This window comes from Kineothrix sp. IPX-CK (genome assembly GCF_039134705.1).
Lineage (GTDB): Bacteria > Bacillota > Clostridia > Lachnospirales > Lachnospiraceae > Kineothrix > Kineothrix sedimenti.
Map to the genome: position 1 here is coordinate 284,684 of NZ_CP146256.1, position 25,959 is coordinate 310,642.

Below are 25,959 nucleotides of genomic sequence, written 5' to 3' on the forward strand. Positions count from 1 at the left end.
GACTTTTGCATTATAGCAAAGAGGTTAGTTACATGCAACTATTTTGACTTTTCTCATTATTTTATTATCTAATTGAATTACTTTTACGTTTTAAGTATAATAAGGTTTACGAACACTGCAGGCAATAAGAAAGGGGGAGGTCTCTATGTATTATTCAGAAAATCCTAATGAATTCCGTCAGATTATGCTGCGTGAATTAGGATTTCAGGCGGTAGAAAAAGAAAATTATACTTTATATGAAAATCCGAAAAATGGATTTCTTCATCTTTATACAAGGCCCGGATTATATGATTTTGGAATTGCAGATTATACCATTCCCCGTTCTTTCGTGGTTCAGTTCAACACACCGGATCCCTTTTTGCGTTTTGGGATCGTTTATGAGGGTAAGACGAGGTTCCAGCTGGAACGTCAGCCTGTTTCTTCCTTTGAAGCTTCCGCCTTTCTTGTGCTGGAGAGACATTTGAAAGGGAGACAGGCATGGAAGCCCGGCGACCATTTTTATGGAGCAGAATTCACGATCTATCCGGCATTTCTCCAGGAAATCGCTGTTCGCTTTCCTAACTTTGATCCCTTGGAGCAATTTCCGGAAAATCATACCAGACACTACCTTCCTGCGGAAATTATGGTTATTTTACAGCGTTTGTTATTACGGGATGAAGAGGATAACTTGAACGGCCTTTTATTGGAAGCCGCAATTTTAGAGTGCATGGGGGTTCTCCTGGAAAGTGAGAGGCTTCAGGCGCAGCCTGTATTTTCCTATCAGAAGGACTTTCAGAGTATTCAGCGCGCCCGCGATATACTGACGGAGCAGTTCACCCATCCTCCGACCATCGAGGCGCTCAGCCGGATGCTGCTCATCAATTCCCAGAAGCTTAAAACAGGTTTTTTCGAATATTACCATATGACTATCGGAGAATATACCGCTTCTCTAAGAATGTCTCATGCGGCAGACCTCCTTGCCACAACGGAGAAGAGTATAGCCGAAATTGCCAGAGATGCAGGATATGGCTATCCCTCCAATTTTATTAAGAAATTCCGGCAGACCTATGGCTGTACCCCGCTGAAATATCGGATAAGATGTTATCGGCCGGATTCGGAATTTTATCATAATACGTAGAGCATAGGGGCTCTCTCTTCCTTTGCTATCATACAATATGTATTTATGTTTTTTCTGCTTATATATTGTTATTATTCGGCTGCACGCATATAATACTGCATAAAACGGGAAGGGCGGATAATCATGGATTATATATATGCGCCGGAGGCTGCTCCCGGGAGACGCAGAAAAACCCAAAGATAATTGTAAAAGTTATAGAATTAGTAAAATCTTAATAATATCTTATTCGAAAAATTACAAATCATTTATGACTATTTGATAAAATAAGAGTTATTTACAATGCAAAGGAAAGGAGCATTATAGTTATATTGGAAAAAATACTTGTTGTAGACGATGAACATGAAATTGGAGACTTAATTGAATTATATCTGAAAAATGAAGGCTACACTGTTTTTAAATTTTATTCAGCAAGGGATGCTCTTGCCTATATTGAGGTGAACGAACTTGACCTTGCAATATTGGACGTTATGCTTCCGGATATGAATGGATTTAAATTATGTCAAAAAATCCGAGAGCAATATAATTACCCGATTATTATGCTGACAGCAAAAGATGAAGAAATCGATAAAATTACAGGCTTAACATTGGGTGCGGATGATTATATCACAAAACCTTTTCGACCTCTTGAAATGGTAGCAAGGGTAAAGGCGCAGCTGCGGCGATATAAAAAATACAATTTGTCACATTCCGAGGATACGGAGGATACTGTTATCATCCATTCGGGTTTGGTAATGGATATTAAAACACATGAGTGCTTATTAAACGAAAAGCCACTTGCACTCACCCCTACTGAATTTTCAATACTCCGCATTCTTTTAGAGAATAAAGGCAATGTTGTAAGTGCAGAAGAATTGTTTCATAGGATTTGGAAAGACGAATATTACAACAAGAGCAACAACACGATAACCGTTCATATTCGTCATTTGCGTGAAAAAATGGATGATACTGTGGACAATCCGAAGTACATCAAAACGATATGGGGAGTGGGGTATAAAATTGAAACACAAATATAGAAAAGTTAATAAAGCTGATTATGCACATCTAAAATCAAAGATGTTTTTTCGCCTTCTTGGTATGGTAATTATTGCTTTCATAGTTATTTCTGTTTTATATACATTTTTATGGAGAAATAACGGCGGTGATTGGATTGTTTCTATATTCCGGCGGAGTTTCAGAATAGATTATTATGGTGCTCTTGGCCTATATCAGCAGATATTCCGTAACAATAGAAATATAATTTGGATGGCGGCTATCGCTATTATTTTTTTTATACTGCTTCGCTTTTTCCTTAATTGGTTTACTCAATATTTCAATATAATAAATCAAGGCATTGATGCTTTGCTAAATGAGGATGAATCAGAAATCCAACTATTACCCGAAATGTCGGCCATAGAAAAAAAGTTGAATACAGTAAAACAAACGCTTGAAAAGCGCAAACTGGAAGTGCAGTTGGCAGAACAGAGAAAAAATGATTTAGTCATGTATCTTGCGCATGATATAAAGACACCCCTTACATCTGTAATCGGGTATTTAAGTTTATTGGAAGAAGCGCCCGATATGCCGATGGAACAGAAAACTAAATATCTGCATATAACTCTCGACAAAGCATATCGTTTAGAAAAGATGATAAATGAGTTTTTTGAAATCACGCGCTATAATCTGCAGCAGATCAAAATAGAAAAAGAAAAGGTAGACCTTTATTATATGCTCGTACAATTAACAGATGAGCTTACGCCTATTCTTTCTTTAAATGGAAATAACACAATACTGAAAGCTGACGAAAATCTTACTGTTTATGCCGACTCTGGAATATTGGCAAGGGTCTTTAATAATATATTGAAAAATGCGGTGGCTTACAGTTATCCAAATACAGAAATTATTATCTCTGCCGAGGAGCAGAATGACAAAGTAGTGATTTCATTTCAGAACCAAGGACAAACTATTCCGAGGGAAGAGCTATCTGCAATTTTTGAGAAGTTTTACCGGATGGACGAAGCCCGAACTTCAAATACAGGAGGAGCCGGCCTTGGTTTAGCGATAGCAAAGGAGATTGTATCTTTACATGGCGGGAGCATTGAAGCACAAAGCGAAAATAATACGATTATATTTACTGTTATCTTGCCGCAGCCGGTTTAGGAAAATATCAATCGGATATTAGGATTTTCTTAGGAATTAAATAACTGAATATTAAAATCAATGCAGCTTCTGTTCGGTAAGATAATTACTGGACAGGAGCTTTTTATATCCGCATTTATCCAAATGGGAAAGAAGGGTTACTATGAATGAAAGAATATTCAAGCAATGATGATATTAATAGACATAAACATAAACCGCGCAAGAAATTAAGACGCAAAGCCCGGTTCAGACGTAAACGTTTATTTTTATTAGCTTTATTGGCGTGTTACTGTCTTGCTGCAACAATGTTGGGTTTTGGTCTGTTATCAAACAATGAACCGGTTGGCGAAGATAAACAGCCTAAAATTCTTAATTCTGCTGTTGAGACAAATGATACTGATTTTCATGCCAATTCAATAAGCAATGAGGAAAACAAGCTAGATAAAACCGACGCTGAAGAAACCGCATGGTGTTTGATTTTAGTAAATAAATGGAGTCGCATTCCGGATGGTTACGAGGTAGAATTAACAGAATTGGCAGACGGACAATGCATAGATAAACGGATATATCCGGCATTGCAGGAAATGTTTGATGCCGCAAGAAGTGATAACATATATCCTATTGTGGCGTCTGGATACAGAACCACACAAAAACAGCAGAATTTAATGGACGAAAAAGTTGCTGAATATCAAGCCGAAGGCTATTCATTCGAAGAAGCAACGACCAAAGCCGAAGAGTGGGTAGCCATTCCCGGAACAAGTGAACATCAATTAGGGCTTGGAGTTGACATCAATGCAGATGGTATTTATTCCACCGGAGAAGAAGTATACGAATGGCTCAGTCAAAATAGCTATAAATTTGGATTTATTCTTCGTTATCCGGCCGGCAAAACAGATATAACGGGAGTAATTAATGAGCCTTGGCATTATCGTTATGTCGGAATGGAAGCTGCTGCAGATATATACAATCAAGGCATTTGTCTTGAAGAATATCTCAATAAAACAAACTGAAAGAGGGCTGTTCAATGAACTTAGAAAATAATTTTAGAAAAGAAACGGAAACTGCGTTACAAAAGGCAGCGGAAGATATTGCGACTTCAAAAGGTTTCAAAGAAAGCGTAGATAAAGAACTTTTAAAGCGTTGTCCGCAATTACAGCAAAATATTGCAGTTATTTTTGGTGGTTGTTCAGCAGAATACAGCGTGTCGCTTGAATCTGCCTATGCGGTAATTTGTCACATGAATAAGGAAGAATACACTCCCATATTGATAGGTATTTCATCAAAAGGGGAGTGGTTTAAGTTTGATGGTGATATTGAAAAAATAACAGCGGATACATGGTGTAATACTACTGATTGCACTCCCGTAATGGTATCGCTTAATAGAACTGAACACGATTTGCTTACGTTAGAAAATAACAAAATTAAAAAAGTCCATATTGATATGGCTTTTCCCGTCTTACATGGAAAAAACGGTGAGGACGGAACGGTGCAGGGGATGTTTGAACTTGCGGGCATTCCCATTGCAGGCTGCGGTACTCTTTCTTCTGCGTTGTGCATGGACAAGGACATAGCACATAAGCTCGTTCGTGCTGCGGGAATATCTGTTCCAAATTCTTTTGTCCTTGAAAAGAATTTGGACGAAGAAGAGGCCTTTACACAAGCAGAAAGGATAGGATACCCCCAGTTTGTAAAGCCGGTAAGGGCAGGATCATCTTATGGAATTACGAAAGTAACAAACCACCATGACCTTCCGGCGGCTATAAAGTTAGCATTTGAGTATGATGAAAGGGTCATTATTGAAGAGTGCATTTCTGGTTTTGAAGTAGGCTGCGCTGTTTTAGAAAATAAAAATGATAATCTGATTGTTGGTGAAGTAGATGAAATAGAACTTGCAGACGGATTTTTTAGCTTTACTGAAAAATATACGCTTAAAACGTCTGCTATTCATGTTCCCGCACGAATAGACGCTGTGACAGCAGAAAAGGTGAAGAGAACGGCAAAAACAATTTTCAAGGCATTAGGTTGCCAAGGATTTGCACGAGTTGATATGTTTTTATCTGCTTCCGAAAAAATTGTATTTAACGAGGTAAATACAATACCCGGATTTACGGCTCATAGTCGTTTTCCTAATATGCTGAAAGCTGCCGGTGTGTCATTTGAGCAGATTATCTCAACAGCGATTGAACGGGCGGTGAATAAATGAAGACTGTAGTTTTGCCGCAGCATCGTTTTTATACTGGAAATCTTATTTTATCAAATGCTCAGTATCCTTATCGAAAGGGACGCGCATGGATCGAACTTAATTCCCAAAACCTACGCCATAACGTCAACCAACTATACAATTTATTACCGTCCGGCTGCCAGCTAATGCCGGCGGTAAAAGCCAACGCTTACGGCCACGGTGCTGTTCTAGTATCAAAGGAATTAAATTCTTTTGGTGTTCACTGTTTTTGCGTGGCTACTGTTTCAGAGGGGGTAGAGCTCCGGCGTAATGGCATAAAAGGAGACATTTTAATTTTAGGATATACCTGCTCAAAGCAATTTTTTTTATTGAATAAATACCACTTAATCCAGACTGTAATTGATTATCCATATGCAGAGATATTGAATGCTTATGGTAAAAAGATCAAAGTGCACTTAAAAATTGATACGGGTATGCATCGTTTAGGCGAACGCAGCGAAAAATTTGATGATATTTGTAATATCTTTAAATGTAAAAATCTTATCATAGAAGGTTTGTATACTCACTTATGTGCTTCTGATAATACCCTGCCGCAAGAAAAGGCTTTTACTATGAAACAGGCAACTACGTTTTTTGAAGTGATTTCCAGACTGAAAGAGTGTGGTTATATTTGTCCTAAAATACACTTACAGGCAAGCTGTGGGCTGTTGAATTACCCCGAATTATCGGGAGATTATGCGAGAATTGGGATTGCGCTTTATGGGGTGCTTAGTAATCGTGAAGATATGCTAAATCATACTATAGATTTACGTCCCGTACTTTCTGTTAAAGCAAGAGTAGCGTCGGTAAAAGATTTATTCAAGGGAGAAAACGCCGGATATGGTTTACAATATACTGCCAACAGGGATAGAAAAATCGCTGTTCTTGCAATCGGATATGCCGATGGCTTGCCTCGTTCATTGTCCTGCGGAAATGGAAAAGTCTTAATAAACGGTTATGAAGCACCAATTGCAGGCCGTATCTGTATGGACCAGACATTAGTTGATATATCTGATATTCCTAATGTCATGAGTGGGGATATTGCCGTTGTAATTGGAAAATCCGGCAACTCTGAAATAACAGCCTATGACCTGGCGGAACAAACAAAAACGATTACCAATGAGCTGTTAAGCCGTTTAGGGGCACGGTTAGAAAGGATAATGATTTAATAAAATAGCGAAAATGCAGAGGGGATTATGTCAATTTCATGAGTGTAATAAATTTACAAAACCTCTTGGGAATCAGAAGGAATATCCGCTGCTACAGCCAATATCTAAAAGCTTTTTCTCTTTTAAGGTAATGCCGTTGTCCCAAAACAATCATCTGCAATTGCATCCCCTCGCTGCTTCCTGCGCCTAAATCCCTACAGCCGCCATCTGTGCGAGTATTTTTTCGGTTCTTGCCTCCATATCCTTTCCGTTGAATTTTTGCAGCGGAAGCTCGGAGACAATATTTCCATCTTTCGTGAACAAAATTCTGTCGGCATAGGCGGCAATCTTCGCGTCGTGGGTTACAAGCAGAATCGAGGTGCCTTCCCTGTTGATACCCACCAGTAACCCCATGATTTCCTCGGCCGATTTGGAATTAAGCGCACCTGTCGGTTCGTCAGCAAAAAGGATTTCCGGCGCGTTTATCAGTGCGCGGCAGATACCGGCCCGCTGAAGCTGTCCGCCCGAAACTTCGGTGATATCTCTGTTTTCAAGCCCATCAATTCCCGTTTTTTGCATCAGCGCTTTTGCCCTTTGCCCCAGCGCCACAGTATCCTTCTTGCCGTCCCGAACGGCGGGCAGGAGGATGTTATCCAGAAGATTCAGATTTTTAAGCATAGTAGGCTGCTGAAAGATAACCCCCATTTTCGTCCGGCGTACATCCGCAAGCTCATTTTCTCGGAGTTTAGAAAGCTCGGTATCGCCGAACTTCACCGATCCGTCCGATATATCGTCCATACCGGAAAGTATGAACAGCAGGGTGGATTTCCCAGAGCCTGACGGACCCATAACGGCGACAAATTCCCCTTTTTTTATTTCTACATTTACCATATCAAGCGCCTTTGTTTGTTCAGTGCCATTTCCATAGATTTTTACGATATTTTTTCCAGTAATGATGTTTTCCATGTCCTATGCCTCCTTAATGTGTTCGGAAATTTTGAGCGAACGAATGTCTGATACACCCAGCAATGTGGCAATATATACAAATGTCGCAATTAACAGCGGAGAAACGATGTAGGCAAAAAACGGATTGACCACAAAGTTGAAAGCGGTCGCGCCAAATGAGGATACGAATGCACCCCCAACGTACTCGCCCAGCGTGTTAGCCATAATTGTTCCGATGACAACGCCCAGTGCCAGTACAATTATGGAGCGTATCAGATATTGCCTGCGAATACCATTACTCGTGAAGCCCATTGATTTCAAAATCGCAATGGAATAACGGTCTTTGGCCACCAGCATCTTCATAAACAGCACCGTGACCAGTATGGTGAGCAGAACGGTTACCCCTATTGCAGCATAGGAAGCCATCTTAACCGAGTTTATCATGGTACCGAACATCTGACTGATGATATCCTCAACGCCGTATATCTTAGCAAAAGGGAATTGCTCCTTATACTGAGCTATGATTGCTTCGGCGTCTGCACCTGCTCGGAAAGTCATTGGGATACTGACCGATAAAATATCTCCAGAATCAGTTTCAAAAACGGCTTGCGCCGTCCTGCCGCCGCTGGTAATGTCAGAATAAACCCCGCTTACCGTCAGCCACTTTTCAGTACCGTCAACGTTTAAAACGATTTCATCGCCAATGGCTTTTGTCAGGTCGTCTGCGTACAGGGCGGAAATTGCAATCTCCGATTCTGTCTGTGGAACCGTTCCCTGTATATAGGTAATCGGATAGGCCGCATGGTCGCCCAAGTTCACCCTCAGCTTCTGCGTGGAGCCGTCATCCGCTTTCATATCAAACATTTTGGTCGTTATCATGGCGTACTTTTCCACGTTTTCATCTGCTGCCAGTGAATTTGCCGCTTCCACGCCCTTTTGAGTGACCGACTCCGCCTGTGTGGGCTTGATATACAAAGTGGCATCGCATATCCCCATACCCATATAGGTGATAAAGCTCTTTGCCGAAATCGTATTATAGATGTTTTGCGGCACAATCATAATGAAAGCCGATATAATCAGCACCGTGAGCATTGTCACATATAGTTTTTTGCGGGCAAGAATATCCTTGATTCCGAGAAAAACGTTCCGGGAAAAGAGTCGGTTGCTACTCAGCCGGAAACCTCTTGCCAATTTTGATTTTTCCCGGAGGGCGCCGAATCGAACCGCCTGCGCAGCCGATATCTTCCGAAAGCGCTGCAGCACGCCGTTTACATACAGCAAAACTACGCTGTAAATCGCCGCCGCTCCGACAAAGCCACAAAGCAAGCCCAATAAAAGTGTCTGACGACCGCTTTCTCCCATGTATAGGCGGATGTTTTGCATGAATGGCTCTGAGAGTGGAATGGAGAGCAGGAATCCGAGTACACAGGCTATTCCGGCGATGACGCCGTATTTTGCGATGTAGAGTTTTTTAATGTCGCTCACCCGCGTTCCAACAGCCTTTAATACGCCGATTTCCCTGTAATCTTCCTCGATTTTTGCCAGCAGTGTGAAACGGATGCACAAAAACACCACGATAATTACCAGTATGACAATCAATGCCAGTACGCCAATCATGATGCCGTCCGTAAGACCATTTATCAGTCTTATTTGCGTGTATGTGATAGCAGGCGGACCGTTTGCTGGAAGTCCCGCTTCGAGATAGGCGGTTTCAAAATCTGTATAGGAAACCCTGTCCTTTAACCGAAACTCTATGAGCTGTTCCAGTTGCCCGAACTCCCGGACTTTTTCAAAGTCAGCTTCACTCACAAGGAACCGCTTGGAGGATACAAGTGCCGCGTTCATTGTGGAATCCCGCAGGAATCCCGTCACGGTAAAATCCACGCCATGAATCGTTACCTTGTCACCGAGCTTTACGTTACCCTCTTGCATATAGTAAATAGGGAAATAGATTTCACCGTTTGAGGGATGGATGATTTCGTTGTTTAAGTCGAGCAGGAAATCGAATTTTTCACTTTGTATGGAAAAGCCGTTATCCTGTACACTGTCGGCAAGGGAGTTCTCTCCGATTACAATTTCAGCACCGTCGATGTTGAGAAACGGCAGCACCTGAGAATCCTCCACAGCCTCTTGATCATCGGCGAATTTCCAGAGCTGTTCCATATCCACATCGCCGGTGTGCATCTGTATAAAATGAACTGCCTTTGACGAGAGCAGTATATTATCAACAGCGCCTGACAGATTCACGGTTAGCGAGACCGCTAAAGCGGTGAGTATAGCCGCAGTTAGGATAAACGCTGTGATTGTCACGGTAATCAGCTTGCTTTTACTTATGTCGTTTTTAATAAGATTCCTGTACATTTCTACCTCCGCTTTTCTTGTTTTTAGGCAAGCGTAAAACAAACATCTTTGTGTAGGGTGCGATAGTGTCCGACACAAAGACATCGCCGGAATGCTGCTCCGCCACTTTTTTCACAATGGCAAGCCCCAGCCCCGTTCCGCTGCCAGAGCTTCTTGAATCGCTGCCGGAAATAAAGGGTTCGAACAAATTTGCTTCAATTGCTTCAGGGATAATCGCGCCGTTGTCCGCAATTTGAATGATGATATGTTCAGATTCTTCCGTCAGACTTACAGACAGCAGGCTACCCTCCGGGTTATGACGAATCGCATTGGTCAGAAGATTGCCGACGGCGCGGCTCATTTCCAGCGAATCCATTTTGATAAATACAGGTTCTTCCGGCAGCCGCAGGTCAAGTTCCATCTGCTTACTCTCTATTTCTCCGAAGAGGGAGGCGCAAGCCACGCGAAGAAGTTCTGCTATATCGGCTGAAACTAATTCCATTTGATACTGCGGCGCGCCCAGTTTGGAATAAGAAAGCAGTTGGTCCACCAATGCGTTCATTTGGTCTGATTTTGCTTTGATTGCCATGTAGTACTCCCGTTGCTTATCCGCATCATCCACCATGCCGCTTGCTAGAGCGCCAGCATATCCAGTAATCGTTGTCATTGGAGTTTTCAGATCATGGGCTATATGCGAGAAAAGTCGCATCCGTTCATTTTCCATAGTCAGACGTTTTTCTTCGTAGTCTTTGAGTTTTCGTGTCATATGGTTGAAGGCATCTCGCATTTCTTTGAACTCGGTTTCTGTTTCAAAATCCAGCAAGATGTTCAAATTGCCGTTTGAGACCTCCCTAAAACCTTCTGCCATGCGCCCGGCAGGATAAGAAACTTTACGGCTTATACTGCGTGCAAAAAGAGCAATTCCCACACAGTATACTGCCATTTGCAACAGTCCCCATAAAACAACCTGTGCGATTTGGTGCGGTTCCATATTCGCCGCTATACCGGGGATTCCGTCATAAGGGAATTCACGTTCAGCGCCATACACAAGCGAACTAAATATGTCTTCCAATACAGATATCACAATCTCAATTCCTAGGAAATAGCCGATGAACCTAATCACAACGGTTCTCAATATGCTGTATCTTCGCTTCATCTTTGCGCCTCCAACCGATACCCCAGCCCACGGATTGTGCCGATAGACACCCCGCAATCGCCGGGAAACTTGCTCCGTAGCTTGCTGATGGCGACCATCACCGTATTGTCGTCAACGGCAACCGCTTCCTGCCATGCGGCATCATATATCTGCTGTTTGGTAAACACGCGGCCGGGGCTCTGCATAAACAGCTTCATTATATTAAATTCTGTGGCGGTGAGCTGTATGCTTTTATTGTCGGAGCACAAGGTGCAAGCAGAGGTATCCAGAGTCAACCCACCCACTGTCAGCAAAGCCGTACTGGAATACGCCATCTGCGCACCATATCGGCGCAGTCTGGCTCTGATTCGGGCAATCACCTCCAGCGGGTCAAAAGGTTTTGTTACATAATCATCCGCTCCGAGGTCAAGCCCCAAGATTTTTTCGTGGTTTTCCGTTTTCGCACTCAAGACGATAATGGGAAGATTCCCACGTTCCCGCAAGGCTTTGATAAGCTGGTAGCCGTCAAGCTCCGGCATCATAATGTCGATGATAGCCAGATCAATTTGCACGGAGTCGGCCTGTTTAAGCGCCTCTAATCCGTTTTCGGCCTGTACCGTAGAATACCCGTCCTTTTCAATATACAGCCGCAGAAGCTCACGGATTTCTTTTTCGTCATCCACAATCAGAATGGTTTGGTTCACGGTTTATCCCTCCTAGTTTATCTTTCACTTCCGGCCTGCAAAGCTATCATAACAGCCGAACCTTTCAGTTTATCCAATCGAACTTTAATGTTGACTTAACATTACCTTTCAGTTACCTTAAAATTTATAAAATTCAATCCGGTCGTTTTTTCAGTCTGCCATCAGCAGGCTTTTCCGCGGTCTCCGGAATAGCCCATCTCCTTTGCTTAAGTCATTACTATATATTATATACGATAGAACGAATAATATCGAGTCATGTGTTTATACATTATTTATGTCCGTGGAAGATGGCAAACAAAAAGGCCCCGCCGCCTTCCGGAGTGAAACGGATGGCGGCAGGGCAAATCTGTTGCGGTCGCAATGTACAAATATGACGGAGATGAAGGGATTTGAACCCTTGCGCCGGCGAACCGACCTACCGGATTTCGAATCCGGACCCTTCAGCCACTTGGGTACATCTCCAGTTTGCAATTCAACAGATTACATTCTATATTATATTTTTGATTTTAGCAAGATACTTGGTAAATTTTTTGACAAAATACAAAGTTTACTATAAAATGCGTAGTATACGGAACTGTTTAAGGGCCCGGAAAAAATCAAGACATTTTTTATGGAGGAAGACCGATGAAAAGAATTGGAATGCTAACAAGCGGCGGAGATTGTCAGGCTCTTAACGCGGCAATGCGCGGAGTGGGGAAATGTCTTTTTAACAGTGGAGAACGAGTGGAGATTTACGGCTTTTTAGAAGGCTATAAGGGGCTGATTTACGGCAATTTCCGTATGCTGGCCAGTACCGATTTTTCGGGGATACTCACAAAGGGCGGAACCATACTGGGAAGCTCCCGGACGCCTTTTAAGCAGATAAAGGAACCGGATGAGAACGGAATCGATAAGGTGGATGCGATGAAGCAGAACTATCACAAGCTGCGTTTGGACTGTCTCGTCATTCTGGGCGGAAACGGCACCCATAAGACGGCCAATCTTCTGCGTGAGGAAGGGCTTAATGTCGTGACTCTGCCCAAGACCATCGACAATGATTTGTGGGGGACGGACATGACCTTCGGCTTTCAGAGTGCTGTCAACATCGCAACGGAAGCCATTGACTGCATCCATACCACAGCGGCCTCTCATGGACGGGTATTTATCGTGGAGGTAATGGGGCACAAGGTTGGATTCTTGACGTTGAACTCCGGAATCGCCGGAGGCGCCGATATTATCCTCATACCCGAGATTCCTTACGATATCGATAAGATAATCCATAAAATTGAAGAAAGAAGTAAAAATGGACGCAGATTTACGATTTTAGCAGTTGCGGAGGGTGCCATTTCCAAGGAGGACTCCAAGCTGTCGAAGAAAGAATATAAAGAAAAATTAAAAAATTATAAATTTCCTTCTGTTTCCTATGAGATTGCGCAGCAAATCAGGGAAAAGACCGGCCGTGATGTGCGCGTTACCGTTCCGGGGCACACTCAGCGCGGCGGAAGTCCCTGCCCGTATGACAGAGTATTTGCAAGCCGGCTCGGCTCAGAAGCCGGTAAGATGGTTCTGGATGGGGAGTACGGGTGTATGGTAGGCTACAAGAATCGGGAAATAGTAAAGGTTCCTCTGGAAGAGGTGGCGGGAAAGCTGAAGATGGTTTCTCCCGATTCCGGCGTTGTCAGAGAAGCCAAGATGTTGGGAATAAGCTTTGGAGATTAAACTATGTCTTATACCGCGTTATATCGCAAGTTCCGGCCTCAGGGCTTTGAAGATGTCAAGGGGCAGGACCATATAGTAACTACATTGAAAAATCAAATAAGAGCGGAGCGCATCGGACATGCCTATCTTTTCTGCGGAACGAGAGGGACCGGAAAAACCTCGGTGGCGAAAATATTTGCCAAGGCGGTAAACTGCCAGAGCCCGAAGGATGCAAGCCCCTGCGGGGAATGTGCCCTATGCAAGGCGATCGCATCGGGAGCCAGCATGAATGTTATCGAGATAGATGCCGCCTCCAATAACGGTGTGGATAACATCCGCGAAATCGTAGATGAGGTATCCTACTCTCCGGCAGAAGGAAAATATAAGGTTTATATTATCGATGAGGTTCATATGCTATCTATAGGAGCCTTCAACGCTTTGCTGAAGACCTTGGAGGAACCGCCTTCCTACGTCATTTTTATATTGGCGACCACGGAGGTCCATAAGATACCGATAACGATATTGTCCAGGTGCCAGAGATATGATTTCCGGAGAATTACTATCGATACGATTTCTGCAAGGCTGAATGAGCTGATGCTGGCTGAAGGAGTACAAGCAGAGGATAGAGCGCTCCGCTACATCGCCAAGACGGCAGACGGCTCCATGAGAGATGCATTAAGCCTGTTAGATCAGTGTGTTGCCTTTCATTTCGGCGAAGAGCTTACCTATGATAAAGCGCTGGATGTGTTGGGGGCGGTGGACACGGTGTTTTTCAGCAGGATGTTTGCGCAGGTTCTGGATAGAAACGTCTCCGGCTGCATCGAGCTGTTGGAAGAGATAGTCATTCAAGGAAGAGAATTATCCCAGTTCGTGACTGATTTCACTTGGTATTTGAGAAACCTTCTCTTGGTGCTTACCTCTGACGATATCGAGGATGTCATAGATGTGTCCAGCGAGAATCTGGAAAGACTGAAGGAAGAAGCACAGAAGACGGATATGGATACGATCATAAGATATATCCGTATTTTTTCAGAGCTTTCAGGGAAGCTTCGTTATGCCACTCAGAAAAGGATATTGATAGAAGTATCGCTCATCAAACTGTGCAAGCCCAGCATGGAGACGGACGAACAGTCCTTGCTCGGCAGGGTGAGAGAGCTGGAGGATAAAGTAGAAAAAGGTGTGACCGTAGTAATGCCTCAAAGCGCCGGTGTGTCGGACGCAGGACAGACGGAGCAGAAAAAAAAGGCAAAAGCAGAGCTGCCAAAGGCGGTTCCGGAGGATGTGAAAACGGTTGTGGAGCGTTGGCCCTCTATAGTGATGAATACGGATCAGCCGATGAAGACCTATCTTAAGGACGCAAGACTGAGCCTGGGGGGGGATAACAAGCTGATGATAGTGGTGGCGGACGGACTTGCCTCTGATTACCTGATGAAGAACCCGGACAATAAGGAGCAGCTGCAGCGCATTATTTCTGATGCAGTGGAGAAGGAAATCGAAGTGAATGTGCAAGGAATAGGAAGCGATAGGGAATTTGAAGATTCGTATATCGATTTGAGCAGGCTTATTCACATGGATATAGAAATAGAAAATGAATAATATAAAAATAGGAGGATATGAATTAAATGGCAAAACGTGGAGGATTTTCCGGAGGTATGCCGGGTAATATGAATAATCTGATGAAGCAGGCGCAGCGTATGCAAAGACAGATGGAAGAAAACCAGAAGGAAATGGAGACGAAGGAATTTACCGCAGCAGCAGGCGGCGGAGCCGTTGAGGTCACGGTAACGGGTAAGAAAGAAATCGTGAAGGTGAAACTATCTGCAGAGGTAGTAGATCCCGAAGACATCGAGATGCTGGAAGATTTAATCGTGGCGGCAACGAACGAAGCGCTTCGTCAGGCGGAAGAGGCGAATGCGGAAGTGATGAATAAGATGACCGGTGGTTTAGGTCTTGGAGGAGGCTTACCGTTCTAATGGATCTATACAGCGGACCTATCAATAAATTAATCGATGAATTATCGGGGCTTCCGGGAATCGGTACGAAATCTGCGGGGAGGCTGGCGTTTCATTTAATCAATATGCCCAAAGAGAGAGTGCAGCGGCTGGCGAGCACCATATTGGAGGCGAAGGAGAATGTCCGCTACTGTCAGAACTGTTTTACGCTTACGGATCAGGAATTATGTCCCGTATGCGCGAATGAAAAAAGAAACCATGGTGTCATCATGGTTGTAGAGAATACCAGAGATTTGGCGGCCTATGAGAAAACCGGCAAATATGAGGGAGTATATCATGTGCTTCACGGCGCGATTTCTCCTATGCTCGGTATCGGTCCAAGCGATATTAAGCTGAAGGAGCTTATGGCGAGGCTGGAAGGCGAAGTGGAGGAAGTGATTATAGCCACTAACTCCAGTTTGGAAGGTGAGACTACGGCTATGTACATCAGCAAACTTATAAAACCCGCAGGAATAAGAGTGACCAGAATTGCCAGCGGAGTGCCGGTAGGCGGCGACTTGGAGTACATCGATGAGGTAACGCTGCTTCGTGCCTTAGAAGGAAGGACTGAGCTATAAAAATATAAGAGCAAAAGAAGATATGGAGGTAATTAGGATGGGTGTAAGAATAACGCGGTTTGGAGAGACGAAAGACGGAAACGTGATTAATCTTTATTCTTTGGAGAATAAAAATGGAATGCAGGCGCAGATAATCAATTACGGTGCTATTCTCCAGAGTCTCTGTGTGCCGGATAAAAACGGTAATTTTGCAGATGTAGTCCTTGGCTATGGTGAGCTCGAGAGCTATTTTGTCAATGCTCCCAATCACGGAGCGACGATAGGGCCGAATGCTAACCGTATAGCAGGCGCGTCCTTTGTACTGGAGGGTGTGACCTATAACCTGGATGTGAATGACGGGCCGAATAACCTGCATAGCCATGCGAACCTGGGCTATCATAAAAAGGTATGGGATGTGGCAGAGGCTACGCAGACCAGCATCACTTTAGCCCTGGAGACTAAGGACGGAGAATTGGGTTTCCCGGGAAATAAGAAGATAACGGTAACTTATACTCTGACAGAGGATAACGAGCTGCGCATTCATTATCATGCGACCAGTGATAAGAATACAATCATAAATATGACGAATCATACATATTTTAACCTTGCCGGACATGGTGCGGGTGAGATTTGCAATCACGTTCTTACCATAAACGCGGGCAATTATACACCGGTAGTAGAGGGGGCAATTCCCACTGGTGAAATCGCACCCGTGGCGGGAACCCCTATGGACTTTACAAGTCCCAGACGTATCGGAGACAGAATCGACGATGATTTCGAACAGCTGAAGCTTACGGGCGGCTATGACCATAACTGGGTGCTGGATGGAGAAGAAGGCGTTCTGCGGCATATCGCCACTGTGGAAGAGCCTGACAGCGGAAGAATTATGAAAACCTATACAGATCTGCCGGGCGTTCAATTCTATGCAGGTAACTTCATGACAAAGGATTCGGGAAAGGGAGGCATTGCCTACGACAGAAGATATGGTTTATGTCTGGAGACCCAATATTATCCCGACACAGCAAACGAGCCCTCCTTCCCGTCAGCAGTTTTCGGACCGGACAGAGAGTACGATACCACTACCATTTACAAATTTGAAGTAATATAAACGTAGTCCTCCAACAATGATGTTTACGAAAATCATAAATGTTTAGCGTATAGCCAAACAATTACTGATGAATTGTAAATAATCATTATTGGAGGATTTATTTCGCTTTGGGAGTTAAATAATTGCTTGATGAGTAGTATTGAAATCATTTATTGTGGAGAGGTGAACCATGGCTGGTAATTATGAGGTAATTGATGAAAATAACTGGAAACGAGCATTGCATTGCCAAATATTCAGGAACAGTGTTGAGCCCTCATACTGTGTCACTTTTGAGTTGGATATAAGCAATTTCTTAGCGAAAATTAAAGAACTAGAGTATTCGTTCACGATAGCTTTAATCTTTGCTGTTTCTAAATGCGCAAACGAAATCGAAGAGTTCCGATATCGCTTTGTAGATGGTCAGATAGTACTATATGATAAGATTGATACGGCTTTTACCTATATGAACAAAGACACCGAGCTTTTTAAGGTCGTTAATGTAGAAATGCAGGATACATTAGAAGAATACATGGCGTCAGCCATAGAAAAAGCTGAAAATCAAAAGGAATATTTTACCGGACCATTAGGTAATAATGTGTTTCAGTTTTCGCCCCTTCCATGGGTATCATATACTCATATTTCGCATACAAACTCCGGGAAAAAAGATAATGCGACACCTCTTTTTGATTGGGGGAAATTTTTTCAAAGAGATAAGAAATGGATTCTTCCTTTTTCTATTCAGGTACATCATTCTTTTGTGGATGGGATACATATTGGAAAGCTGGTCGATGTTTTACAGAATTACTTAAACAGGTTTTAATATTGATAAGATAATGATGAACATGATCAGTAACTAATCTTCAGGAGGTATAACATGGATTCCGCATTAGTTTTGAGGATTGCTTCTGAAAAAAACGAATATTTGAAGACTGACGAGATCTTGAATCTGCTGAGTCAATCGAGATTAGTCGGGAAGCTGACAGCGGATTTTGTGGAGCATCCTCTGTTTGCTGTCTTTCGGATCATGGGTCTGAGCGAAATCCCATATATTGAAAGAATGCCTTATATGCAAAAAATGATTGCCTATATAAATCGGAGCATTGCCACGGCAGAAGGTTTTTCATGTCTAGGTGGAGTGGAAGAAATAGTTCCCTGTTACAATGCCATGCTGTTAGAAGCCTATTGCCGGCTTGGGCTTGCTGCCAGTAAAGAAGCACAGGCAGCTTTAAGCTGGATAGAACGATATCAGCTTTTTGAGCGTAATCAAACTACTTCATGGCCTTATAAAGGGGTCTGCAAGCATGGCGGCTGCCTTGGAAAAACGCCATGCTATATTGGAATCGGCAAAACGGTCCGTGCGTTGGTAACTTATTCGGAATGTATTAAGCACGAAAATCAGAAGGTGGAAAGCCTTCTTATGCAGGGAACAGGTTATATGCTTGGGCATAACATGTTTCAGCGACTATCGAACGGCAGACCAATCAGTCCGCATATTACGGACATCATGTTTCCGCAAAGTTATGCTCTCTCCCTTACAGACTTAATTTATATCGCGGGGAAAAGACGGCTGACGGCACATGAAAACACCTCGTATCTGCTATATCTTCTCCAGGAAAAGCAAATAGGTGAAAACCAATGGAAGATCGATTATCATTACAGCTATAAAGGTTATATAGGTTTTGAAACCAGACGCAAAGTATCGGAATGGATTTCCTCTTTATTTCCGATATGGCTGTCTGGTTCATGATGAGCAAACTGCGCAATTTATGTAACTGCTCATTATATTTATGAAGCAAAGACTTGCACATAGGAAAATATGAATTTTTCACACGCAACTTTGTGCCTGCGGTCCAAAGTTTGCAGATCATGAGAAGGGAATGGTTATTAGTATGAAAAAAATATTTTTAGATATAAATAAAGATGGGTTTTATGGAGCATATTATCCTAACATTCCCAAAAGCAACAGAGCGATCATCCTGATGATCGGCGATGCTGTTGATGACAGGATGGCTGTTTCAGGTGTGAAATGGTTTCAGAAGTTGGGATGTAACGTATTGGCCATGTCACCTGCCAAAAAAGACTATGGTCATCATAACTATCCTTTAGAAAGATTCGGCGCAGCCATACAATATCTTAAAAAACAAGAGAATAATAAAATCGGCATTGTCGGAGCCTCTACTACCGGTATGCTGGCTTTGGTTGCCGCATCATATTATCATGATATTACATTAACGATTGCTATATCGCCAAGCGATTTTATTATGGAAGGATTTTACCAGGATAGGATTGATGGCGCCCATGAAAGGCCGGGTATAAATGAATCAAGCGTTTCATATAAGGGAAAGCCTTTGCCGTATCTTCCGTATGCGTATCGTCATCCGGCATATTGGCAAATGATTAAAAAGGAATCAAAAGAGAGTGGAAATTTTATTGCAAGCAGAGAAATGTTTCGTGAATCAGAAAGACTGCATCCCGTAAGCGAGGAAGAAAAAATAAAGGTTGAGAACATTAAGGGCAGCATTATCTTTGTAGGCGCAGAAGACGACGTGCTATGGGATACCTGTAAGTATATCAAAAGAATGGAAAAAAGGCTTGAAATCCATGCTCATGACAGTCAATATCAGTCGTTGCTTTATAAGTACGGAACACATTTTGTTTTTCCGCAGACCATGCTTGAGTCTGTCATACCATTGGTTTCCGGCTTGTTAATTAGATTCGCATTTAAATCCGGAAGGCAGAATCCAAGAGAATGTAAGGAAACAAGAATAGATATTGATGCAAAATTATCAGAAGCAATAGCAAAATGGTAGTTCTAAAGGCCGATTTTGGAGAGGTTAATTTCCCCTTATGTCTAAAATCAGAAACTTTAGAAGAATACGATAGCCGGAAAAAGATACTTGAAAATATAGTTAAAAAAGTGGCGGTGAGTATAAGGATATGCTCGCTGCCCTTTTTACTTTTGAATAAATGTAATATATATTTGACGTAATGTAATGTTTAATATATAATGTGCGATATAAAGGGGGTAATGTATGAAAAATAAACGAATGAAGATTGCTCGTATAGAATGTGATATGAAGCAAGAGGATTTGGCAAAAGCGGTTGGTGTGACAAGACAAACAATAGGCTTAATTGAAGCAGGTGATTATAATCCCACATTAAATCTGTGTATTGCAATCTGTAGAGCGTTAAACAAAACCTTAAACGATTTATTTTGGGAGGAGATGCAATGAAAAATGACAGAATACAAGATGAACGAATAGTATTAACAAGAAGAAAAATACAAAGTGATGCATATCAGGTTTTAGTATGTATTTTAGTTATTTCGATTATTGTACAACAGTTCTTTTTAAACGCACCGTTTTCTCAGTTTGCCGTTGAATTTTTCTGCTTGATAGGTAGTGGGATATACATGACAATTCGTCACCTGACGGCGGGTATAGATATATGGAGTCCAAAAGAGAAAAGCAGTAAAAGCCTATTGATCAGTATATTAACCTCGGGCGTTATTTCTGTAATACTATTAGCATTTTTAAGCGGAGAGGATAATATAGAAAATCTAGTGCTGTTTTTTGTTTGTTTCACTGTTTTCAGTTTTATAATACATACATTAATGCGATTCATAAATAAGAAAAAACAAGAAGGTATTGATAATAAAATGAATAAAGATGAAATGAACAATTAAAAAATCTCTTTATTGAAGGGATATTTTCGCGTCGCCTTTTTTGTCGATAAAAGTCTCAACAACCGTGACATATTCCGATAAAAATATGAGCAGGGCAGTGCTATAATGGGCGCATCCAGAATGAGGAGGTGCGCCCATGGAAGTGCCGGAGGTTGTCAAAAGAATAGGGAAAATAGACGGTAAAAGAAAAATTTATATAGAAGATTATGTGCTCTCTTATTTAGAGCGGTTCAAGTTCGAGGAGACAGAAGGAAACGAGCGAATTATTTTATATGGAAAAAGAGAAAGGAATTTCAGTGAGGAAATCTGTGTCATATATGGTGCGGAAAAAAAGAATCCAAGGGAAATTGTTCAAAAAGAAAGCATTTTTTCAGTGTATGAAGAGGTCGGCTGTTTGAATACGGATATGTGGAAGTGTACACAAGGCATGTGCGAAGGCATCCTGATCGGTGACGGAAATGGCGGACAACCTATCGAGGGATATTATATTTTTTATGAGAAAGAGCCTATCATGGGAAAATATCTGGGCCTTACTTATGAGGAGGAAATAAAAAGGGTGCCATATGCGAGACAAAATGAAAAAAAAGAAGAGGAGGCAAAGGCTGCTTCTGCACAGGCGGAGCTGGTGGCACTAAGCCAGACTGAAGTATTGCCGGAATCGCCGGTATATGATATTATCCGTGCAGTAGTCATCTGTATTTTTATTATCATATGCGCAATGGCAATAACTACGGTCAACAATTTCGAGAAGATGGAAGACTTCAAAGAAGCCGCCATGGAGATGAATGAAGCGCTGGAGGAACCGTAAATGTTAGGATATTCAGAAACTAAATTAATTGAAGCCGTCCTGCAAGTGTGATAAAATAAAAAGCACATAATTTATATTTCTAAATAATAGCTGCAAAGGGGCATCAATAATGGCAAATGTCAGGGAATATTTGCGCTCCAAGGAAAAGAGAAAGAGCGGAAATCGCAATATTAATTATAAAGAGAGAATAAGAAGCCATAAGGTGACGAGTTTCTACAGAGTCTTATTAGGCATCCTATTGATAGCCGCCATTGCCGCAATTGTTTTTGTAAGCTGGCAGAACAGGTCCTACAGCGAGAGTATAGTGACCAGCTCCGTTCCTGTTTCAAAAGTGGAGGGTTCTTACTATTGTTCTTTGGGGACGAGTATCCTCACGTACAGTAAGGATGGAGCTAACTGTATGGATAATAAGGGGAATGTACAGTGGAATCAGACCTATGAGATGCAAAATCCCATGGTGGATGTGAACGGTTCTGTAGTTGCGATAGGCGATTACAATGGCAGAACGATATATGTAATGAACGAAACGGGAAGCATGGGAGAAATAACTACGAATATGCCTATCCGGAATTTCTGTGTTGCAAAAAACGGTGTGGTTGCCGCGATACTGGACGATGCGAATATTACGAGAATCAACCTGTTTGATACTGCAGGAAACATATTAGTAAAGGCCGAAACTACTATGGACAAGTCGGGCTATCCCATAGATATCAGCATTTCTCCTAACGGCGAACTGCTTGCCATTTCTTATTTTTATGTGGATAGCGGCAAGATGAAGTCCTCCATAGCATTTCACAATTTCGGAGAGGTAGGGCAGAACCAATCTTCGGACCGATTCGTCAGCGGCTATGATTATCAGGGAACTGTGGTGCCTTTTATTAAATTTATAAATTCAAGTACTGTTTTTGCGGTAGCTGATGATAGAATTATGTTCTTTACCGGAGATCAGAAGCCTACCAGTGCGGCGGAGAATCTCCTTGTTGAAGAGGTGCAGAGCCTTTTTTACAGTGACCAATACGTGGGATTGGTGTTTCTGGATACGGAAGGCGATGCAAAATACCGTCTGGATGTATATAATACAGAAGGAAGGCTTGTGACCACTAAGAAGTTCGATACGGAATACAAAGATATTATTTTTGATAAAGACGATATTATTATTTATGGCGATACCGAATACAGCGTAAGCAATATGCAGGGAGTGGAACGCTTCAAGGCGGCATTTGAGGAAACAGCCTATTTGTTTGCTCCCACAGAAAAAACGAACCGCTATATCATGATGACTCAAGATGGGTTGAACATAATCGAAATGAAATAGGAGCGAAATAGGTGAATTTACTAGTAATAATTTTTATCGCGTTTGCGCTGTGGCGTGCTTTAAGAGGATTTAAAAACGGATTTGCAAAAGAAGTGAACAGCTTGGTGTCCTTATTCATGGCCTTAGTTGTGCTTTCCATGGCACTTCTGCTTTTTGCCAGCGTTATGGAGAAAAACACGAAGACCATAATAATCTCTGTTGTTCTGTTAGTTGCGGTAAGCATGGTGTATCGTTTGATAGGTGTATTGATGAAGTCGTTAGAAACTATCGCAAAACTTCCGGTTATCAACCTTATCAATAAGCTGCTCGGTATTGGGGCAGGTGCTTTAGAGGTGCTGGCTGTGTTTTGGATCATATATGTCATTATAGGAAGCTTTCCTACGGGACAGTTCGGTGAAAAAGTTATGGAGTGGACGCACCAGAGTACAATTCTCGTAAACATATACAATAAAAATTACATCGCCAATTGGATTGCAATGTTATAATTAATAAGTCTTAATCGGGGCATTATACCCATTATATATAGAAGAAAAAAGGTCAATAAAAAATCCTTAAAAATTTTTCCAAAAATGTGTTGACAATCCCTCATCAGTAATGATATACTCATCTTCGTTGCCGACAAAGAATGACAGAGCGGCAGCGGGCAGAACCTTGACAAATAAACAGTAATGCAACCCTGAAAATTCTTAAATGAGAGCATGCCCCGGAAGGGGAACATGCAGTATCATGAATGAAAATTCAGAGAACGGCATCCGAAAGGATGCAACCTAAAAAACAGTAAAAGTCGTAACGGGAAGAGGAAGCTCGTAAAGAGCGGAGAAAGCCCGGAATGACTACGGGAAAAGATTAGCCAAAGTTAATCTTGGATCGGAGAGAACTTTTGAACATGAGAGTTTGATCCTGGCTCAGGATGAACGCTGGCGGCGTGCCTAACACATGCAAGTCGAACGGAGTAATTAAGCGGAAGTCTTCGGATGGAAGCTTAGGTACTTAGTGGCGGACGGGTGAGTAACGCGTGGGCAACCTGCCCTGTACCGGGGGATAACACTTAGAAATAGGTGCTAATACCGCATAAGCGCACGGTCTCGCATGAGACAGTGTGAAAAACTCCGGTGGTACAGGATGGACCCGCGTCTGATTAGCTAGTTGGTGGGGTAGAGGCCTACCAAGGCGACGATCAGTAGCCGGCCTGAGAGGGTGACCGGCCACATTGGGACTGAGACACGGCCCAAACTCCTACGGGAGGCAGCAGTGGGGAATATTGCACAATGGGGGAAACCCTGATGCAGCGACGCCGCGTGAGTGAAGAAGTATTTCGGTATGTAAAGCTCTATCAGCAGGGAAGAAAATGACGGTACCTGACTAAGAAGCCCCGGCTAACTACGTGCCAGCAGCCGCGGTAATACGTAGGGGGCAAGCGTTATCCGGATTTACTGGGTGTAAAGGGAGCGTAGACGGCAGGGCAAGTCTGAAGTGAAAGCCCGGGGCTCAACCCCGGGACTGCTTTGGAAACTGTCCGGCTGGAGTGCAGGAGAGGTAAGTGGAATTCCTAGTGTAGCGGTGAAATGCGTAGATATTAGGAGGAACACCAGTGGCGAAGGCGGCTTACTGGACTGTAACTGACGTTGAGGCTCGAAAGCGTGGGGAGCAAACAGGATTAGATACCCTGGTAGTCCACGCCGTAAACGATGATTACTAGGTGTCGGGGGTTATTAAACCTTCGGTGCCGCAGCAAACGCAATAAGTAATCCACCTGGGGAGTACGTTCGCAAGAATGAAACTCAAAGGAATTGACGGGGACCCGCACAAGCGGTGGAGCATGTGGTTTAATTCGAAGCAACGCGAAGAACCTTACCAAGTCTTGACATCCTGGTGACGTAGGAGTAACATCCTATTCCCTTCGGGGCACCAGAGACAGGTGGTGCATGGTTGTCGTCAGCTCGTGTCGTGAGATGTTGGGTTAAGTCCCGCAACGAGCGCAACCCTTATCTTTAGTAGCCAGCAGTAAGATGGGAACTCTAGAGAGACTGCCGGGGATAACCCGGAGGAAGGTGGGGATGACGTCAAATCATCATGCCCCTTATGATTTGGGCTACACACGTGCTACAATGGCGTGAACAGAGGGAAGCGAAGGGGTGACCTGGAGCAAATCCCAAAAAACACGTCTCAGTTCGGATTGTAGTCTGCAACTCGACTACATGAAGCTGGAATCGCTAGTAATCGCGAATCAGAATGTCGCGGTGAATACGTTCCCGGGTCTTGTACACACCGCCCGTCACACCATGGGAGTCGGAAATGCCCGAAGTCTGTGACCTAACCCGCAAGGGGAGGAGCAGCCGAAGGCAGGTCTGATAACTGGGGTGAAGTCGTAACAAGGTAGCCGTATCGGAAGGTGCGGCTGGATCACCTCCTTTCTAAGGAAGAAGAAGTAGGGGTTGTATTACTGTTTAGCTGTTAAGGAAAGGTATTGCCTGTTAAAAAGACAGGGAATAGCAAAGAAGGAACATGTGGAAAGGGTTCGCCCTGAGAGATGTGTACCTTCTGGAAGGATTGCACCTCGAGGCATAGCCTCTCGGTCGCGTCGAAGACGCTAATAGATTTAAGAAAAAAAGTCTGGGAAAACGAGTTCTCCCATCCATTTGTCCTTAAATCTGCAATCCCGATCTGATTTTAATCAGATTTATCAGCACGAAAATTCTGGTGGCGATGCGCTTAGGGGAGACACCCGTTCTCATCCCGAACACGAAGGTTAAGACTTAAGCGGCCGATGGTACTATGCTGGAGACGGCATGGGAGAGCAGGTGGCTGCCAGATTTACGGGGGCATAGCTCAGTTGGGAGAGCACCTGCCTTGCAAGCAGGGGGTCGAGAGTTCGAATCTCTCTGTCTCCATCGTCGAGGAACTGGAACGAGCAGAATACGCTCGTAGCAAGTAAGATCCAGGAAAGCGACGAAAAGGGAAGGAAGCAAGCATTGTTCCGTACCGGAAAAGAACCGTACCTTGAAAACCGAATACCGAAAAACAATCAAGTATCAAAGACATCCGAGGTCCATCCGAAAGGATGGGCAACAAGTGAAGGACACTTGTAAAAGTGAAGGACACTTGTATTTATAA

Annotated in this window: 23 protein-coding genes, 2 tRNA genes and 2 rRNA genes; 22 read left to right on the top strand and 5 right to left on the bottom strand. The window is 43.1% G+C overall.

Annotation, left to right across the window (positions count from 1 at the left end; all coding sequences use genetic code 11):
• Positions 1-145: 145 nt before the first annotated feature.
• From V6984_RS01350 to vanT, 6 genes are all read left to right on the top strand, one after another.
• On the top strand, positions 146-1,117 hold the full coding sequence (locus V6984_RS01350) for an AraC family transcriptional regulator (protein ID WP_342758035.1): 972 nt from the start codon (positions 146-148) through the stop codon (positions 1,115-1,117).
• 305 nt (positions 1,118-1,422) lie between these two features.
• Complete coding sequence (vanR, locus tag V6984_RS01355) at positions 1,423-2,130, top strand: VanR-ABDEGLN family response regulator transcription factor (protein ID WP_342759918.1); 708 nt, start codon at positions 1,423-1,425, stop codon at positions 2,128-2,130.
• The gene (gene vanS, locus V6984_RS01360; RefSeq protein WP_425324224.1) at positions 2,057-3,253 is read left to right on the top strand and encodes a vancomycin resistance histidine kinase VanS; all 1,197 of its coding nucleotides are present in this window, start codon (positions 2,057-2,059) and stop codon (positions 3,251-3,253) included. Before vanR ends, vanS begins: the two co-directional genes overlap by 74 nt.
• A 146-nt stretch (positions 3,254-3,399) precedes the next feature.
• Positions 3,400-4,242, top strand: a complete 843-nt coding sequence (locus tag V6984_RS01365) for a M15 family metallopeptidase (RefSeq protein WP_342758037.1) — start codon at positions 3,400-3,402, stop codon at positions 4,240-4,242.
• A 14-nt stretch (positions 4,243-4,256) separates the two neighbouring features.
• Positions 4,257-5,435: a D-alanine--D-serine ligase VanG gene (gene vanG, locus V6984_RS01370; protein WP_342758038.1), complete on the top strand. Its 1,179-nt coding sequence runs from the start codon at positions 4,257-4,259 to the stop codon at positions 5,433-5,435.
• Complete coding sequence (gene vanT / locus V6984_RS01375) at positions 5,432-6,622, top strand: serine racemase VanT catalytic subunit (RefSeq protein WP_342758039.1); 1,191 nt, start codon at positions 5,432-5,434, stop codon at positions 6,620-6,622. Before vanG ends, vanT begins: the two co-directional genes overlap by 4 nt.
• A 186-nt stretch (positions 6,623-6,808) precedes the next feature.
• On the opposite strand, the gene V6984_RS01380 is transcribed toward vanT, so the two are convergent.
• From V6984_RS01380 to V6984_RS01400, 5 genes are all read right to left on the bottom strand, one after another.
• Entirely contained in the window at positions 6,809-7,567 is a 759-nt protein-coding gene (locus V6984_RS01380; protein ID WP_342758040.1) for an ABC transporter ATP-binding protein, read from the bottom strand.
• A 3-nt stretch (positions 7,568-7,570) separates the two neighbouring features.
• Positions 7,571-9,907 (bottom strand): ABC transporter permease, encoded by a 2,337-nt coding sequence (locus tag V6984_RS01385; protein ID WP_342758041.1) that lies wholly within the window; start codon positions 9,905-9,907, stop codon positions 7,571-7,573.
• Positions 9,888-11,042, bottom strand: coding sequence for a HAMP domain-containing sensor histidine kinase (locus V6984_RS01390; RefSeq protein WP_342758042.1), 1,155 nt, complete (start codon positions 11,040-11,042; stop codon positions 9,888-9,890). Before V6984_RS01390 ends, V6984_RS01385 begins: the two co-directional genes overlap by 20 nt.
• Positions 11,039-11,725 (bottom strand): response regulator transcription factor, encoded by a 687-nt coding sequence (locus V6984_RS01395; RefSeq protein WP_342758043.1) that lies wholly within the window; start codon positions 11,723-11,725, stop codon positions 11,039-11,041. Before V6984_RS01395 ends, V6984_RS01390 begins: the two co-directional genes overlap by 4 nt.
• Before the next feature lie 374 nt (positions 11,726-12,099).
• Positions 12,100-12,187, bottom strand: a tRNA-Ser gene (locus tag V6984_RS01400).
• Positions 12,188-12,349: 162 nt separating this feature from the next.
• Here V6984_RS01400 and V6984_RS01405 point away from each other — a divergent pair.
• The 16 genes from V6984_RS01405 (at position 12,350) to V6984_RS01480 (ending at position 25,736) form a co-directional block, all read left to right on the top strand.
• Positions 12,350-13,423 (top strand): ATP-dependent 6-phosphofructokinase, encoded by a 1,074-nt coding sequence (locus V6984_RS01405; protein ID WP_342758044.1) that lies wholly within the window; start codon positions 12,350-12,352, stop codon positions 13,421-13,423.
• Positions 13,424-13,426: 3 nt separating this feature from the next.
• Positions 13,427-14,998, top strand: a complete 1,572-nt coding sequence (gene dnaX / locus V6984_RS01410; RefSeq protein WP_342758045.1) for a DNA polymerase III subunit gamma/tau — start codon at positions 13,427-13,429, stop codon at positions 14,996-14,998.
• A gap of 26 nt (positions 14,999-15,024) precedes the next feature.
• Positions 15,025-15,375, top strand: a complete 351-nt coding sequence (locus V6984_RS01415) for a YbaB/EbfC family nucleoid-associated protein (RefSeq protein WP_342758046.1) — start codon at positions 15,025-15,027, stop codon at positions 15,373-15,375.
• Entirely contained in the window at positions 15,375-15,971 is a 597-nt protein-coding gene (gene recR / locus V6984_RS01420; protein ID WP_342758047.1) for a recombination mediator RecR, read from the top strand. Before V6984_RS01415 ends, recR begins: the two co-directional genes overlap by 1 nt.
• Positions 15,972-16,008: 37 nt before the next feature.
• The gene (locus tag V6984_RS01425) at positions 16,009-17,058 is read left to right on the top strand and encodes an aldose epimerase family protein (RefSeq protein WP_342758048.1); all 1,050 of its coding nucleotides are present in this window, start codon (positions 16,009-16,011) and stop codon (positions 17,056-17,058) included.
• Between the two features lie 169 nt (positions 17,059-17,227).
• Positions 17,228-17,857 carry a chloramphenicol acetyltransferase gene (locus tag V6984_RS01430; protein ID WP_342758049.1) on the top strand — a complete coding sequence of 210 codons (630 nt, stop codon included), beginning with the start codon at positions 17,228-17,230 and terminating at the stop codon, positions 17,855-17,857.
• Positions 17,858-17,911: 54 nt separating this feature from the next.
• Positions 17,912-18,784, top strand: coding sequence for a hypothetical protein (locus tag V6984_RS01435; RefSeq protein ID WP_342758050.1), 873 nt, complete (start codon positions 17,912-17,914; stop codon positions 18,782-18,784).
• Between the two features lie 142 nt (positions 18,785-18,926).
• A complete protein-coding gene (locus tag V6984_RS01440; protein ID WP_342758051.1) occupies positions 18,927-19,847 on the top strand; it encodes an acyl-CoA thioester hydrolase/BAAT C-terminal domain-containing protein in 921 nt (306 codons plus the stop codon).
• Positions 19,848-20,069: 222 nt separating this feature from the next.
• On the top strand, positions 20,070-20,270 hold the full coding sequence (locus V6984_RS01445) for a helix-turn-helix transcriptional regulator (RefSeq protein WP_342758052.1): 201 nt from the start codon (positions 20,070-20,072) through the stop codon (positions 20,268-20,270).
• Positions 20,267-20,722, top strand: a complete 456-nt coding sequence (locus V6984_RS01450; protein WP_342758053.1) for a DUF6773 family protein — start codon at positions 20,267-20,269, stop codon at positions 20,720-20,722. Before V6984_RS01445 ends, V6984_RS01450 begins: the two co-directional genes overlap by 4 nt.
• 136 nt (positions 20,723-20,858) lie before the next feature.
• On the top strand, positions 20,859-21,530 hold the full coding sequence (locus tag V6984_RS01455; protein WP_342758054.1) for a hypothetical protein: 672 nt from the start codon (positions 20,859-20,861) through the stop codon (positions 21,528-21,530).
• 109 nt (positions 21,531-21,639) lie between these two features.
• Positions 21,640-22,845, top strand: a complete 1,206-nt coding sequence (locus tag V6984_RS01460; RefSeq protein WP_342758055.1) for a DUF5711 family protein — start codon at positions 21,640-21,642, stop codon at positions 22,843-22,845.
• An 11-nt stretch (positions 22,846-22,856) separates the two neighbouring features.
• A complete protein-coding gene (locus V6984_RS01465; protein ID WP_342758056.1) occupies positions 22,857-23,330 on the top strand; it encodes a CvpA family protein in 474 nt (157 codons plus the stop codon).
• A 397-nt stretch (positions 23,331-23,727) separates the two neighbouring features.
• A 16S ribosomal RNA gene (locus V6984_RS01470) occupies positions 23,728-25,259 on the top strand.
• A gap of 282 nt (positions 25,260-25,541) precedes the next feature.
• Positions 25,542-25,659 (top strand): 5S ribosomal RNA (gene rrf, locus V6984_RS01475).
• Positions 25,660-25,663: 4 nt separating this feature from the next.
• A tRNA-Ala gene (locus V6984_RS01480) sits at positions 25,664-25,736 on the top strand.
• Positions 25,737-25,959: the final 223 nt, after the last annotated feature.

Excerpts from the sequence above, each read along its gene's own strand:
- vanG (WP_342758038.1), top strand. The coding sequence starts at position 4,257 with ATGAACTTAGAAAATAATTTTAGAAAAGAAACGGAAACTGCGTTACAA.
- V6984_RS01460 (WP_342758055.1), top strand. The coding sequence starts at position 21,640 with ATGGCAAATGTCAGGGAATATTTGCGCTCCAAGGAAAAGAGAAAGAGC.
- V6984_RS01440 (WP_342758051.1), top strand. The coding sequence starts at position 18,927 with ATGAAAAAAATATTTTTAGATATAAATAAAGATGGGTTTTATGGAGCA.
- V6984_RS01405 (WP_342758044.1), top strand. The coding sequence starts at position 12,350 with ATGAAAAGAATTGGAATGCTAACAAGCGGCGGAGATTGTCAGGCTCTT.
- V6984_RS01450 (WP_342758053.1), top strand. The coding sequence starts at position 20,267 with ATGAAAAATGACAGAATACAAGATGAACGAATAGTATTAACAAGAAGA.
- vanT (WP_342758039.1), top strand. The coding sequence starts at position 5,432 with ATGAAGACTGTAGTTTTGCCGCAGCATCGTTTTTATACTGGAAATCTT.
- V6984_RS01385 (WP_342758041.1), bottom strand. The coding sequence starts at position 9,907 with ATGTACAGGAATCTTATTAAAAACGACATAAGTAAAAGCAAGCTGATT.
- V6984_RS01415 (WP_342758046.1), top strand. The coding sequence starts at position 15,025 with ATGGCAAAACGTGGAGGATTTTCCGGAGGTATGCCGGGTAATATGAAT.
- V6984_RS01445 (WP_342758052.1), top strand. The coding sequence starts at position 20,070 with ATGAAAAATAAACGAATGAAGATTGCTCGTATAGAATGTGATATGAAG.
- V6984_RS01390 (WP_342758042.1), bottom strand. The coding sequence starts at position 11,042 with ATGAAGCGAAGATACAGCATATTGAGAACCGTTGTGATTAGGTTCATC.
- V6984_RS01455 (WP_342758054.1), top strand. The coding sequence starts at position 20,859 with ATGGAAGTGCCGGAGGTTGTCAAAAGAATAGGGAAAATAGACGGTAAA.
- dnaX (WP_342758045.1), top strand. The coding sequence starts at position 13,427 with ATGTCTTATACCGCGTTATATCGCAAGTTCCGGCCTCAGGGCTTTGAA.
- V6984_RS01365 (WP_342758037.1), top strand. The coding sequence starts at position 3,400 with ATGAAAGAATATTCAAGCAATGATGATATTAATAGACATAAACATAAA.
- V6984_RS01435 (WP_342758050.1), top strand. The coding sequence starts at position 17,912 with ATGGATTCCGCATTAGTTTTGAGGATTGCTTCTGAAAAAAACGAATAT.
- V6984_RS01380 (WP_342758040.1), bottom strand. The coding sequence starts at position 7,567 with ATGGAAAACATCATTACTGGAAAAAATATCGTAAAAATCTATGGAAAT.
- vanS (WP_425324224.1), top strand. The coding sequence starts at position 2,057 with ATGATACTGTGGACAATCCGAAGTACATCAAAACGATATGGGGAGTGG.
- V6984_RS01350 (WP_342758035.1), top strand. The coding sequence starts at position 146 with ATGTATTATTCAGAAAATCCTAATGAATTCCGTCAGATTATGCTGCGT.
- V6984_RS01430 (WP_342758049.1), top strand. The coding sequence starts at position 17,228 with ATGGCTGGTAATTATGAGGTAATTGATGAAAATAACTGGAAACGAGCA.
- V6984_RS01425 (WP_342758048.1), top strand. The coding sequence starts at position 16,009 with ATGGGTGTAAGAATAACGCGGTTTGGAGAGACGAAAGACGGAAACGTG.
- recR (WP_342758047.1), top strand. The coding sequence starts at position 15,375 with ATGGATCTATACAGCGGACCTATCAATAAATTAATCGATGAATTATCG.